This is a genomic window from Streptomyces sp. MS06 (assembly GCF_047200655.1).
Lineage (GTDB): Bacteria > Actinomycetota > Actinomycetes > Streptomycetales > Streptomycetaceae > Streptomyces.
Window position 1 is genome coordinate 112,800 of sequence record NZ_JBJZOJ010000013.1, and the last position, 12,564, is coordinate 125,363.

Annotated in this window: 11 protein-coding genes and 1 riboswitch; of the genes, 9 read left to right on the forward strand and 2 right to left on the reverse strand. The window is 72.7% G+C overall.

The features are described from left to right. The first annotated feature begins 112 nt into the window (after positions 1–112). From ACL02U_RS09430 to otsB, 3 genes are all read left to right on the forward strand, one after another. A complete protein-coding gene (locus ACL02U_RS09430; protein WP_412790255.1) occupies positions 113–1,330 on the forward strand; it encodes an extracellular solute-binding protein in 1,218 nt (405 codons plus the stop codon). A gap of 231 nt (positions 1,331–1,561) precedes the next feature. Further along, positions 1,562–2,035 carry a DUF3263 domain-containing protein gene (locus ACL02U_RS09435; RefSeq protein WP_412790224.1) on the forward strand — a complete coding sequence of 158 codons (474 nt, stop codon included), beginning with the start codon at positions 1,562–1,564 and terminating at the stop codon, positions 2,033–2,035. Between the two features lie 172 nt (positions 2,036–2,207). After that, positions 2,208–3,068, forward strand: coding sequence for a trehalose-phosphatase (gene otsB / locus ACL02U_RS09440; RefSeq protein ID WP_412790225.1), 861 nt, complete (start codon positions 2,208–2,210; stop codon positions 3,066–3,068). A 4-nt stretch (positions 3,069–3,072) separates the two neighbouring features. Here otsB and ACL02U_RS09445 read toward each other — a convergent pair whose 3' ends face one another. After that, entirely contained in the window at positions 3,073–4,491 is a 1,419-nt protein-coding gene (locus ACL02U_RS09445) for an alpha,alpha-trehalose-phosphate synthase (UDP-forming) (RefSeq protein WP_412790226.1), read from the reverse strand. 306 nt (positions 4,492–4,797) lie between these two features. On the opposite strand from ACL02U_RS09445, the gene ACL02U_RS09450 reads away from it, so the two are divergent. Then, positions 4,798–5,469 carry a hypothetical protein gene (locus ACL02U_RS09450; RefSeq protein ID WP_412790227.1) on the forward strand — a complete coding sequence of 224 codons (672 nt, stop codon included), beginning with the start codon at positions 4,798–4,800 and terminating at the stop codon, positions 5,467–5,469. 115 nt (positions 5,470–5,584) lie between these two features. Here ACL02U_RS09450 and ACL02U_RS09455 read toward each other — a convergent pair whose 3' ends face one another. Further along, entirely contained in the window at positions 5,585–6,529 is a 945-nt protein-coding gene (locus ACL02U_RS09455; RefSeq protein WP_412790228.1) for a glucosyl-3-phosphoglycerate synthase, read from the reverse strand. Positions 6,530–6,665: 136 nt separating this feature from the next. After that, a riboswitch (SAM riboswitch) is annotated at positions 6,666–6,806 on the forward strand. 18 nt (positions 6,807–6,824) lie between these two features. Between ACL02U_RS09455 and thrC the strand changes: the two genes are divergently transcribed. From thrC to ACL02U_RS09480, 5 genes are all read left to right on the forward strand, one after another. Further along, positions 6,825–8,129: a threonine synthase gene (thrC, locus tag ACL02U_RS09460; RefSeq protein ID WP_412790229.1), complete on the forward strand. Its 1,305-nt coding sequence runs from the start codon at positions 6,825–6,827 to the stop codon at positions 8,127–8,129. Beyond that, positions 8,126–8,404 carry a MoaD/ThiS family protein gene (locus ACL02U_RS09465; protein ID WP_412790230.1) on the forward strand — a complete coding sequence of 93 codons (279 nt, stop codon included), beginning with the start codon at positions 8,126–8,128 and terminating at the stop codon, positions 8,402–8,404. Before thrC ends, ACL02U_RS09465 begins: the two co-directional genes overlap by 4 nt. Positions 8,405–8,848: 444 nt before the next feature. Further along, a complete protein-coding gene (locus ACL02U_RS09470) occupies positions 8,849–9,052 on the forward strand; it encodes a cold-shock protein (RefSeq protein WP_004986573.1) in 204 nt (67 codons plus the stop codon). Positions 9,053–9,393: 341 nt separating this feature from the next. After that, the gene (gene groL / locus ACL02U_RS09475; protein WP_412790231.1) at positions 9,394–11,019 is read left to right on the forward strand and encodes a chaperonin GroEL; all 1,626 of its coding nucleotides are present in this window, start codon (positions 9,394–9,396) and stop codon (positions 11,017–11,019) included. 409 nt (positions 11,020–11,428) lie between these two features. Beyond that, positions 11,429–12,562 carry an NADH:flavin oxidoreductase gene (locus tag ACL02U_RS09480; protein ID WP_412790232.1) on the forward strand — a complete coding sequence of 378 codons (1,134 nt, stop codon included), beginning with the start codon at positions 11,429–11,431 and terminating at the stop codon, positions 12,560–12,562. Positions 12,563–12,564 lie beyond the last annotated feature (2 nt).

Consider the following 12,564-nt stretch of genomic DNA (forward strand, 5'->3'; position numbering starts at 1 on the left):
GTGGTGTAGACCATAATCCGGTAATCGGAACACCGGCGGAGGCCGGGGATTGGGGTACGAGACGGTGCAGCGGCGAAGGACGGCGACGACGGCGGTGGTGTCCGCGCTGGGCATGGCGGCGGTGCTGAGCGGCTGCGGACTGGCCGGCGGCTCCGACGGCGTGACCCTGACGCTGGTCGCCGCCGACTACGGCACCGGAAGTGCCGACACCACGCAGAAGTACTGGGACGACCTGGTGAAGTCCTACGAGGCCGCGCACCCGGAGGTCACGGTCCACGTCAGCGTGTACTCCTGGAACGACGTCGACCGCAAGGTCGAGGAGCTGGTCGCCGCCGGCAAGGCGCCCGACATGGCGCAGATCGGCTCGTACGCCGACTACGCCGCCCGGGGATTGCTCTACCGGGCCGAGGACGTCCTCTCCATCACCACCCAGGCGGACTTCGCCTCCCAGCTCGCGGAGGCCGGCCAGGTGCGCGGCGAGCAGTACGGCATCCCCTTCGCCGCCTCCACCCGCCTGCTCTTCTACAACCGGACCCTCTTCGACCGGGCGCACATCGACCCGCCGAAGACCTGGAGCGACCTGGCCGACGACGCCGAGGCGCTCCGGGAGCAGGGTGTGAAGTACCCGTACGCCCTGCCGCTCGGCCCGGAGGAGGCGCAGGCGGAGACGATGCAGTGGCTGCTCAGCGGCGGGGGCGGCTACACCGGCACCGGCGGCCGGTACGCCCTGGACACCACGCAGAACGTGCAGACCTTCACCTGGCTGAAGAACGAGCTGGTCGGCAAGGGCCTCACTGGCCCGGTGGCGCCCGGGAAGCTCAACCGCGCCGACGCCTTCGCCGCGTTCGCCGCCGGCGACGTCGGGATGCTCAACGGCCATCCCTCCCTGATGAAGGCGGCCGCGGCGAAGGGCGTGAAGTTCGGCATGGTGCCGATGCCCGGCCCGGACGGGCCGAGCAGGTCCGTACTGGGGGTCGCCGACTGGATGACGGCGTTCCGGCGGAACGGGCACCGGGAGCAGGTCGGCGACTTCCTCGACTACGTCTACAGCGACAGGAACGTGCTGGCCTTCTCCCGCGAGTACGACCTGCTGCCGGTCACCACTTCCGCCTCCGCGGTGATGAGCGGCGCCGCGCAGGACAAGGACCTGGACCCGTTCCTGGAGCAACTGCCGGTGTCCGAGCTGTACCCGGCCGGCAAGACCTCCTGGGCCGCGGTCAGCGCCGCCGTGAAGAAGAACATCGGCCGGGCCGTCGCCCCCGGCGGCAACCCCGCCGCGGTGCTGAACCGGCTCCAGTCCACCGCGGCTGCGGCACAGAACGCGGAGTAGGCGCCGCAGCACCGGCACCGCGGTGTCCGGCGGTGGCCCGACCACCGCCGGCTCCCGCGCCCGGCGCCCGCCACTTCGTGGCCCAGGCCGCGGCCACCACCGGACCCGGGGCCTCCGGGCCGGGACCCGGTGGGGCCCGGAGTCCGTGGTGGCCCACCGGTGGTGGCCCGGGGCCCGCCGGAGGCCCATCGGTGGGGTCCGGGTGTCGGCGCCCCGGGTTACCGTGCGGGCATGACCAACCGGGAATCCGAGGGAGCCGAGCCGGAGCCGGGCCGGGCCCGGCCGCAGCCGGAGGTGCCCGAGCGGCAGCCGCAGGGACCCGCACCGGAAGAGGCCGCACCGGAAGAGGCCGGAACGGAAGAGGCCGGATCGGAAGAGGCCGGAACGGAAGAGGCCTCGCCCGGGGACGCCGGAACGGCAGAGGCTCCACCAGGGGACGCCGGACCGGAAGAGGCCGGGGCGGATCCGGAGGGGGTGGGGGTGGGGCTGGGCGGCCGGGAGCGGTCGGTCCTCGCCCTGGAGCGCCGCGGCTTCCGCGGGCCGGGCGCCAAGGAGCGCGCCATCCGCGAGGAACTGGGCCTGTCCCCCGTCCGCTACTACCAGCTCCTCAACGCCCTCCTGGACGACGCGCGCGCACTCGCCCACGACCCGGTCACGGTGAACCGGCTCCGCCGGGTCAGGGAGGCCCGGCGGAGCGAACGGTGACGGCACCGGCCGCCCGCCCGTGAAACCCCGTCCGGCCCCCGCCCGCAGGACCTGCCCGGCCGCCTGCCCGCCCCCGCCCGCAGGACCCGTCCGGCCGCCCACGCGCACGGGCCGCCGGCCCGAGCGCCCCGGCCGCCGGTTCGGCCGCCCCTCCGCTGGATAGGGTCGCCCCATGGGCAGCCACACGGACTCCACGGAACCGACGGAACTCCCCACGCCGACGACCCCGGCCGGCCGCGAGGGCCTCACCGCCCTCCTCGCCGACCCCGCCTCCGCGGTCGTCGCCCTCGACTTCGACGGCACCCTCGCCCCGATCGTCGCCGACCCCGAGCAGGCCCGCGCCCATCCCGACGCGGTCCCCGCCCTCGCCGCCCTCGCCCCCAGGCTGGCCGCCGTCGCGGTGGTCACCGGCCGGCCGGCCGGCGTGGCCGTGCGCTACGGCGGCTTCGCGGGCGTGCCCGGACTGGAGCACCTCGCCGTCCTCGGCCACTACGGCGCCGAACGCTGGGAGGCCGGAACCGGCGAGGTCACCGCCCCGCCCCCGGACCCGGGAGTGGCCGCGGCCCGCGCCGAACTGCCCGGGCTGCTGGACTCCGTCGGAGCCTGGCGGGGCACCTGGATCGAGGAGAAGGGCCGGGCCGTCGCCGTGCACACCCGCCGGGCCGACGACCCGCAGGCCGCGTTCGAGGCGCTGCGCGCGCCGCTCATCCGCCTCGCCGACCGCCACGGTCTGATCGTCGAGCCCGGGCGCATGGTGCTGGAACTGCGGCCGCCGGGCGTGGACAAGGGCGTCGCACTCACCGAGTACGTCCGCGAGGTCGGTGCCTCGGCGGTCCTCTACGCCGGTGACGACCTCGGCGACCTCCCGGCCTTCGCCGCCGTCGGCAAGCTCCGCTCCGACGGCGTCCCCGGCCTGCTGGTGTGCAGCGGCAGCACCGAGGTCGCCGAACTGGCCGAGCGCGCCGACCTGGTGGTCGACGGCCCGGCCGGGGTCGTGGCGCTGCTGCGGTCCCTCGCCGCCCGGCTGGGCTGACGCCTCAGCGGGCCGGCTCCCGCAGCGCCCGCACCTGCTCCAGGAACCACTGCGCGGGCGGCAGCGCGGTCGCCGCTGCCGCCAGCCGCTTCGCCCGCTCGGCCCGCTCCCCGGCGGGCAGGGTGAGCGCCTCGTGCAGGGCTTCCGCGGTGCCGACCACGTCGTAGGGGTTCACCGCGAACGCGTCCTCGCCCAGTTCCTCGTACGCCCCCGCCTCCCGGGACAGCACCAGTGCGCAGCCCGCGTCGGAGACCACCGGCACCTCCTTCGCGACCAGGTTCATGCCGTCCCGGATCGGGTTCACCAGCGCCACGTCGGCGAGGCGGTACGCGGCCAGCGAGCGCGCGAAGTCGTCCTTGACGTGCAGTACCACCGGCGTCCAGCCGGGCGTCCGGTACCGGTCGTTGGTCTCCTGCGCCAGACGCTGAACCTCGGCCGTGTAGTCCCGGTACACCGCCAGGTCCTGCCGCGACGGGTAGGCGAACGCCACGTGCACCACCCGCTCGCGCCACTGCGGGCGGTCGTCCAGGAGCTGCCGGTACGCCAGCAGCCCGCGCACGATGTTCTTGGACAGTTCGGTGCGGTCCACCCGGACGATCGTCCGGCGCGGCCCGCCGCCCGGTTCCGTGCCGATCTCCTCCCGCAACGCGGCCATCCGCTCCTCGACGTCCGCCTCGCGGGAGCGGGTGCGCAGGAAGTCCGCGTCCGCTCCGAGCCCGTGCACCCCGACCCGGGTGCCGCCGAGGCCGCCCGCGAACCGCTCGCAGCAGTCGGTGAACGCCTCCGCCCAGCGGTGGGTCAGGAAACCGAGCCGGTCCGCGCCGAGCATGCCGGTCAGCACCTGCCGCGCGATGTCGTCCGGCAGCATCCGGAAGTACTCCGCCGGCGCCCAGGGCGTGTGCGAGAAGTGCCCGATCCGCAGGTCCGGGCGGAGCGCCCGGAGCATCCCGGGGACCAGGGTCAGGTGGTAGTCCTGCACGAGCACCACCGCGCCGTCGGCCGCCTCCTCGGCCAGCGCCTCGGCGAACGCCCGGTTGTAGGCCTCGTACGAGGCCCACCGGCGTCGGAACTCCGCGTCGAAGACGGGCTCCAGCGGCGTCTGGTACAGCATGTGGTGGACGAACCACAGGACGGAGTTGGCGATGCCGTTGTAGGCGTCGGCGTGCACGTCGGCGGGGATGTCCAGCATCCGCACGCCGCTCTCGCCGACCCCGCGCCGCACCGCCTCCCGGTCACCGTCGCCCAGCGCCGCGCACACCCAGAGGGCGCCGGCGTCCGGGCCGATGGCCGACAGGCCCGACACCAGTCCGCCGCCGCCGCGCTTCGGGTGGAGGGAGCCGTCCTCGCGCACTTGGTAGGAGACCGGGCCGCGGTTGGACGCGACCAGCACCTGAGCGCCGTGCCCTGAAACATCTGAGGCCATAGGCCTCAACCTAGCCCGGTCCGTAAACGCCCAAACGTTCGCCGGGGAGCGGCAGGCGGGACGCCACGCGCTTCGTATACGACCCGCCGGCGGGCCCCCCGGGCGAGCGGGGTCGACGAGAGGGTTGTGGTGATTGTGTGAAGAGTAAGAGGATGCCGTCCTCGCAGAACACCGAAGAACGGGACTCCGGGGGGCGGACCTTCCATGACTCACCACGACAGACCGGCCGGCACCGACAGACCCGCCGGCCGGGGCGTACCGGGGGCGCGGGCCCGCCGGGCGGGCCGCTTAGCCGCGGCGGCGGCCGTGGCCGTGCTGGCGCTGGCCGCCTGCGAGGGCGGTGACGACACCGGCGCGCGGTCGGTGACGGCCGCCGGGACGACGGCGCCGCCGGTCACGGCCCCGGCGAGCCCCGCGGACTCCGCCCCGGCACCGGAACCGTCGGCCACCAGCGCCGAGCCCGCGCCCGAACCGGCCGTCGCGACCCTCGACGACCTCACCGGCGGCACCGTCGGAAAGGCCGTCGCCGCGGCCCGCGACAGCCACCTCGCGTACGCGGTCTACCTGCAGGGCACCGGCGCCTCGCTGGACGGCGGTGGCCGGCGGGCGTCCTCCTGGGGCTCGGGCGAGCGGGTCTGCGCGCAGATCGACGACCCCGAGGACGTCAACGACGCCTACGACGTCGCCTTCGTCATCCCCCGGGACGGCCGGGACTGCGACGGCAGGCTGCTGCACACGCCCGAGCCGACACCCGCCCGTACGTCGAGTACCGGTGGCAGCTCGGGCGGCACGAGCGGAAGCACGGGTGGCAGCAAGGCCTGCGCCCTCACCAGCCCGGCCGGCAACTGCTACGCCGACGGCCAGTTCTGCGCCAAGCGGCACCACGGGATGAGCACCTACGGCAAGGGCGGCGAGTACCTGACCTGCGAGCCGGACGGGTCGGGCCGCTGGCGCTGGTCGGACGGCCACCCGGGCTGACCGCACCGGGGCCGTCCGGGCTGACCGCACCGCGGCCGCCTGGACCGCCGCGTCACCCCCGGCGCCGGGGGTGACGCCGGGGGCGGGGGTGACGCCGGGGGCGTGGGCGCGGTGCTCAGGCCACCTCGCGTGCCGCGTACTCCGCGACCTCGATCATCGGGGGCCGCTCCTCGGTGTCCACGGAGTACGTGCGCGGCTCGAAGCCGTCCTCCCCGCGTTCGAACTGGGTGAGGGAGGGCCGGATCAGGTGGCCCCGGGCCAGCCGCAACTGGGCCGTGCGGTAGATGGCGGCCGCCATCCGGCCCAGCGCCTGCCCGTCCTGGTGGCGGTGCTTGCGCACCCCGACGTCCACCTGGGCGAGGGCGTCCAGGCCGACCAGGTGCAGGGAGTCGACCAGCATGCCCAGCTCGACCCCGTACCCGACCGGGAAGGGCAGCTGCTCCAGGAGCGAGCGGCGGGCCGCGTACTCGCCGCCGAGCGGCTGCACGAAACCGGCGAGCTGCGGCCAGTGCATGTTCAGCAGCGGGCGCGCCATCAGCTCGGTCACCCGTCCGCCCTGGCCGGCCGCCCCGCCGAGCGGCCGGTCGTACATCGCCTTGACCAGGTCGACGTCCGCGTCGGTCAGCAGCGGCCCCACGATCCCGGAGACGAAGTCGGAGGAGAACTCCTTCAGGTCGGCGTCGATGAAGCAGACGATGTCCCCGGTGGTCGCCAGGAGCGAGCGCCACAGCACCTCGCCCTTGCCGGGGACGGCCGGGAGGCCCGGCAGGATGTCGTCCCGGTGGACGACCCGGGCGCCCGCCGCGGCGGCCACCTCGGAGGTGCGGTCGGTGGAGCCCGAGTCGACGACGACGACCTCGTCGACCAGGGGTACCTGCTCCACGAGGTCATGGCGGATGACCGCGACGATGTCGCCGACGGTCTCCTCCTCGTTGAGCGCCGGCAGCACCACGGAGACGGACTGGCCCGTGCCGCGTTTGGCGGCGAGGATCTGGTGGAGCGGGCGATCGGTCACGGACCAGGAGCGGGTGCTCAGCCAGCGCTCGACTTCTTCCAGCACAGTCTGCGGCTCCTCACGTTGTCTCGCGGTTCGGACGACTATCTCAACTGTCGCGGCCGTCGGTTACAGTCTTGAACAACGCGGGTGACCATCGCATGTCGCATGTCGCAGGCCATTCGCGCGGACAACCGCATACCGCTCATCCAGAGGGGCAGAGGGACACGGCCCGGTGAAGCCCCGGCAACCCTCCTGAGCCGCACTCGTTCACGCGAGGCTCCCGGCCGGGGAAGGTGCCAATTCCGTCTCGCGGCGAGATGCGTCGTGGGGAAGATGAGGAGAAAGGGCCTCGCCTCACATGGCTGTGCAGACCACGGCAAGCACCAACGAATCCACCGGCTCCACCGCCTCCCCGGCCGTCGACCTCGGCCCCGCCGCCGCGCTGAGCTGCCGCGAGTGCGGGCACCGCGTACCGCTCGGCCCGGTCTTCGCGTGCGAGGAGTGTTTCGGCCCGCTGGAGGTCGCCTACGACTTCTCCGGCCACGACCCCGAGAGCCTTCGCAAGCGCATCGAAGCCGGCCCCGCCAGCATCTGGCGCTACGCGCCGCTGCTGCCCGTGCCCGCCGACGTGGCCGGAAAGCCCAACCTCAACCCGGGCTGGACCGCGCTCGTCAAGGCGGACAACCTGGCCCGCGAGCTGGGCGTGACCGGCGGGCTGTACGTCAAGGACGACTCCGGAAACCCCACCCACTCCTTCAAGGACCGGGTGGTGGCGCAGGCCCTGGAGGCCGCGCGCGCCTTCGGCTTCACCACCCTGTCCTGCTCCTCCACCGGCAACCTGGCCGGAGCGGTCGGCGCCGCGGCCGCCCGCGCCGGCTTCCGCTCCTGCGTGTTCATCCCGCACGACCTGGAGCAGGGCAAGGTCGTCATGGCCGCCGTCTACGGCGGCGAGCTGGTCGGCATCGAGGGCACCTACGACGACGTCAACCGCTTCTGCTCCGAGCTGATCGGCGACCCGGCCGGCGAGGGCTGGGGCTTCGTCAACGTCAACCTGAGGCCCTACTACGCGGAGGGCTCCAAGACGCTGGCCTACGAGGTGTGCGAGCAGCTCGGCTGGCGGCTGCCCGACCAGATCGTGGTGCCGATCGCCTCCGGCTCGCAGCTCACGAAGATCGACAAGGGGCTGCGGGAGCTGATCGGGCTGGGCCTGGTCGAGGACCGGCCGTACAAGATCTTCGGGGCGCAGGCCGAGGGCTGCTCGCCGGTCTCCACGGCCTTCAAGGCCGGCCACGACGTGGTCCGCCCGCAGAAGCCGGACACCATCGCCAAGTCCCTCGCCATCGGCAACCCCGCCGACGGGCCGTACGTCCTGGACATCGCCCGCCGCACCGGCGGCGCGGTGGAGGACGTCACCGACGCGCAGGTGGTGGACGCCATCAAGCTGCTCGCCCGCACGGAGGGCATCTTCGCGGAGACCGCGGGCGGGGTGACCGTGGGCGTCACCCGCAAGCTGATCGAGAGCGGCGCCCTCGACCCGTCGAAGACGACCGTCGTGCTCAACACCGGCGACGGCCTCAAGACCCTCGACGCGGTGGCCGGCACCGGCCTCACCGCCACCATCCGCCCGAACCTGGATTCCTTCCGAGAGGCTGGCCTCGTATGAGCGTGACCGTCCGCATCCCCACCATCCTGCGCACCTACACCGGCGGCCGGGCCGAGGTGCCCGCCGAGGGCGCGAACCTCTCCGAGGTCATCGCCGACCTGGAGAAGAACCACACCGGTATCGCCGCCCGCGTGCTGGACGACCAGGGCAAGCTGCGCCGCTTCGTCAACGTCTACGTCAACGACGACGACGTCCGCTTCGAGCAGGGCCTGGAGACCGCCACGCCGCCCGGCACGGGCGTGTCGATCATCCCGGCGGTGGCCGGCGGCTGCTGACCGCGGGGACCGCCCGCCGCCCGGAACGGCGGCGGTCACCCCGCGTTAACGGAATGGCCCCCTCCGTAAGAGAAACGGAGGGGGTCATTTCGCGTGATTGAGCGCGGTACAGTTGGGGAACGCCGCCCCGCCGCAGTGCGCGGGAAGTTCGGTGAACCTGCTGCGCCGCCGACGAGAAGTAGCCAAAGTGCGCGCGTCTTTCGTTCCTTTTGCGTCAATGGTCCGGCCCGACTTGCCCTGAAGTCTGGTGAATTCTCGGGAGATTCCCGACCGGGCCCGTCCAGAATTCTCGTCCGATTGACCTGTTGCAGACGGCAGTTGGACAGATACATTCAGCCGCGGTCGACGCGTTCCGGCGCACGCCCCCATTCACTGGGGGGTGAGGTCTGACCCGGATCCGCGAAGTGCGGATCTGCGCAAGGGCCAGTAATAGGGGAGTTAGGCATGGCTCAGGGCACCGTCAAGTGGTTCAACGCGGAGAAGGGGTACGGCTTCATCGCGGTCGACGGTGGTGCGGACGTCTTCGTCCACTACAGCGCGATCCAGATGGACGGGTACCGCACCCTGGAAGAGGGCCAGCGGGTCGAGTTCGAGATCTCGCAGGGCCAGAAGGGCCCGCAGGCCGACATGGTTCGCGTCACCGCCTGAACATTCACTGCGGCGAAGGGCCCGCGTCCCCACCCGGGGGTGCGGGCCCTTCGTCCTGCTCGGACGCGGGCGGCCCGCCCGGAGGGCGGGGGTCCGGTCGTCCGCCGGTCACCCGTGCGGCAGCCCCGCGGGGGCTCGCTGTGCGGGAGCGCCTTGCACTCCGAGGGGTCGAGTGCTAATCATTGGCGTTAGCACTCTGAAGGTGAGAGTGACAACGAAGGACCGGGTCGGTGAGGCCCGCGGGCCGGGTGGGGAAGGAACCACGAGGCCGGCGAGCCGTCCGTCGCGGGCGCGGGCGCGGTCCGAAGGAATCACCCCCAGTCCTGGAGGGACCACTTCACATGGCCAAGATCATCGCGTTCGACGAGGAGGCGCGGCGCGGCCTCGAGCGCGGCATGAACCAGCTCGCGGACGCCGTCAAGGTGACCCTCGGCCCCAAGGGCCGCAACGTCGTCCTCGAGAAGAAGTGGGGCGCCCCCACGATCACCAACGACGGTGTCTCCATCGCCAAGGAGATCGAGCTCGAGGACCCGTACGAGAAGATCGGCGCCGAGCTGGTCAAGGAGGTCGCCAAGAAGACGGACGACGTCGCCGGTGACGGCACGACGACCGCGACCGTCCTGGCCCAGGCCCTGGTCAAGGAGGGCCTGCGCAACGTCGCCGCGGGCGCCAACCCGATGGCCCTGAAGCGCGGTATCGAGAAGGCCGTCGAGGCCGTCTCCGCCGCCCTGCTGGAGCAGGCCAAGGACGTGGAGACCAAGGAGCAGATCGCCTCCACCGCCTCCATCTCCGCCGCCGACACCCAGATCGGCGAGCTCATCGCCGAGGCCATGGACAAGGTCGGCAAGGAAGGCGTCATCACCGTCGAGGAGTCCCAGACCTTCGGTCTGGAGCTCGAGCTCACCGAGGGTATGCGCTTCGACAAGGGCTACATCTCGGCGTACTTCGCCACCGACATGGAGCGTATGGAGGCCGTCCTCGACGACCCGTACATCCTGATCGCCAACTCCAAGATCTCCAACGTCAAGGACCTGCTCCCGCTCCTGGAGAAGGTCATGCAGTCGGGCAAGCCGCTGCTGATCATCGCCGAGGACGTCGAGGGCGAGGCCCTGTCGACCCTGGTCGTCAACAAGATCCGCGGCACCTTCAAGTCCGTCGCGGTCAAGGCCCCGGGCTTCGGCGACCGCCGCAAGGCCATGCTCGGCGACATCGCCATCCTCACCGGCGGCGAGGTCATCTCCGAGGAGGTCGGCCTCAAGCTGGAGAACGCGACCCTGGACCTCCTGGGCCGCGCCCGCAAGGTCGTCATCACCAAGGACGAGACCACCATCGTCGACGGTGCCGGCTCCTCCGACCAGGTCAACGGCCGGGTCAACCAGATCCGCGCCGAGATCGAGAACAGCGACTCCGACTACGACCGCGAGAAGCTGCAGGAGCGCCTGGCCAAGCTCGCCGGCGGCGTGGCCGTCATCAAGGCCGGTGCCGCCACCGAGGTGGAGCTCAAGGAGCGCAAGCACCGCATCGAGGACGCCGTCCGCAACGCCAAGGCGGCCGTCGAGGAGGGCATCGTCGCCGGTGGCGGCGTGGCCCTGCTGCAGGCCACCCAGGTCTTCGAGAAGCTGGAGCTGGAGGGTGACGAGGCGACCGGCGCCAACGCCGTGAAGCTCGCCCTGGAGGCCCCGCTGAAGCAGATCGCCGTGAACGCCGGCCTCGAGGGCGGCGTCGTGGTGGAGAAGGTCCGCAACCTGACCCCGGGCCACGGCCTCAACGCCGCGACCGGCGACTACGTCGACCTGGTCAAGGAGGGCATCATCGACCCGGCGAAGGTGACCCGTTCCGCGCTGCAGAACGCCGCCTCCATCGCCGCGCTGTTCCTCACCACCGAGGCCGTCATCGCCGACAAGCCGGAGAAGGCCGCCGCGGCCCCGGCCGGCGGCGGCATGCCGGGCGGTGACATGGACTTCTGATCCTCCCGAGGATCGGACCGAGTCCTTTTCGTACGAGGGCGGCACCCCCGCGAGCCGGGGGTGCCGCCCTCGGGCGTGTGCGGGCGCCGTTCCGCACGGCTGCTCCGCAGGGCCGGTCTGGCCGGCTGTTCCGCAGGGCCGGTCTGCTCGGCTGTTCCGCAGGGCCGGTCTGCCCGGCCGGTCTGCCCGGCCCGCTCGGCCCCGCCCCGTCGTGCGCCGGCCACCGGGTCCGCGAGGTCCCGGCCCCGCACCCGGGTGGGTGATCCGGATCACGGGATGTTCCGCCCGCTGCGCGGAATCCGCGGCGCCGGGAACTGGTTGTCCGAGGCAGGCACTCGATGCATGTGCACATACCAGTGAGAATGTGCATGGAGTCCCCCGCCCGACCGTTCGTCCAAGGAGTCGTCCCGTGACCGCCCTCCCCGAGACCGCCGCCCCCTCCCGCGCGGCCCAGATCCTCTCCCGGCCGATCTCGATCAACGGCCTCACCGTGCCCAACCGCATCGCGATGGCTCCGATGACCCGCATGTTCTCCCCGGGCGGCGTGCCCGGCGAGGACGTGCGCGGGTACTACGCCCGCCGTGCCGCGTCCGGCGTCGGCCTGATCGTCACCGAGGGCACCTACGTCGGCCACGCCTCCGCCGGGCAGAGCGACCGGGTGCCGCGGTTCCACGGCGAGGAGCAGCTGGCGGGCTGGGCCGAGGTGGCCGCGGCGGTGCACGAGGCGGGCGGCACCATCGTGCCGCAGCTCTGGCACATCGGCATGGTGCGCAAGGCCGGCCAGCCGCCGGTCGCGGACGCCCCCGCCGTCGGCCCCTCCGGCCTGCGCCTCGACGGTACCGAGGGCACCGGCGAGGCCATGACCCGCCGGGACCTGGACGACGTCATCGGCGCCTTCGCGCAGGCCGCGGCCGACGCGGAGCGGATCGGCTTCGACGGCGTGGAGATCCACGGCGCCCACGGCTACCTCGTCGACCAGTTCCTGTGGGCCGGCACCAACCGCCGTACCGACGCCTACGGCGGCGACCCGGTCGCCCGGGCCAGGTTCGCCGAGGAGATCGTGGCCGCCGTACGCGAGCGGGTCTCGCCGGAGTTCCCCGTCATCTTCCGCTACTCCCAGTGGAAGCAGGAGGCCTACGACGCCCGGCTCGCCGAGACCCCCGAGGAGCTGGAGGCCATCCTCGCCCCGCTGTCCGCGGCCGGCGTGGACGCCTTCCACGCCTCCACCCGCCGCTACTGGCTCCCCGAGTTCGAGGGCTCGGACCTCAACCTCGCCGGCTGGACGAAGAAGCTCACCGGAAAGCCCGCCATCACGGTCGGCTCGGTCGGCCTCGACGGCGACTTCATCAAGGCGTTCCAGGGCAAGGGTGCCGAGCTGGGCAGCCTCGACAACCTCCTCGACCGGCTGGAGCGCGAGGAGTTCGACCTGGTCGCCGTCGGCCGGGCGCTGCTCCAGGACCCGCAGTGGGCGCAGAAGGTGCTCTCCGGCCGCTCGGAGGAACTGCGGCCCTACGACCCGGCGTCGCTGCGCAGCCTGAGCTGAGG